This is a genomic window from Phocaeicola sp. RTP21198st1_B8_RTP21198_201120 (assembly GCF_040929485.1).
Classification (GTDB): domain Bacteria; phylum Bacteroidota; class Bacteroidia; order Bacteroidales; family Bacteroidaceae; genus Phocaeicola; species Phocaeicola dorei.
Window position 1 is genome coordinate 1 of record NZ_JBCOCI010000323.1, and the last position, 300, is coordinate 300.

General features: G+C 39.0%; 1 pseudogene. It reads right to left on the reverse strand.

From position 1 onward, the window contains the following. Positions 1 to 300 (reverse strand): annotated as a pseudogene (locus AB5935_RS25895) (hypothetical protein); the annotation flags it as partial.

Sequence of the window (300 nt, forward strand, 5' to 3'; positions counted from 1 at the left end):
CCTCTATATCTTCTACCACAATCTTGATTCCATTGGTCTCTTTATTGTCTACGACAGTTTTCAGGATAAATTCCATTTCCAACGGATTGCCTGATACCGGAATAGTCGTATATTCCTTCAGGTCACCCAGTACTTTATTACACAATGTATGTTTTATAGACTTAATGCCCACAGCTGAACGAATCACTACAGACAGAGAAACCTCTTCATCGGGTACTAAAACTGGGAAATCTGATGGTTCGGTGAATATCTGGGATGGAAGTTTGGTTATCTTTTTAATAGGTATTACCTTTTGTGCCG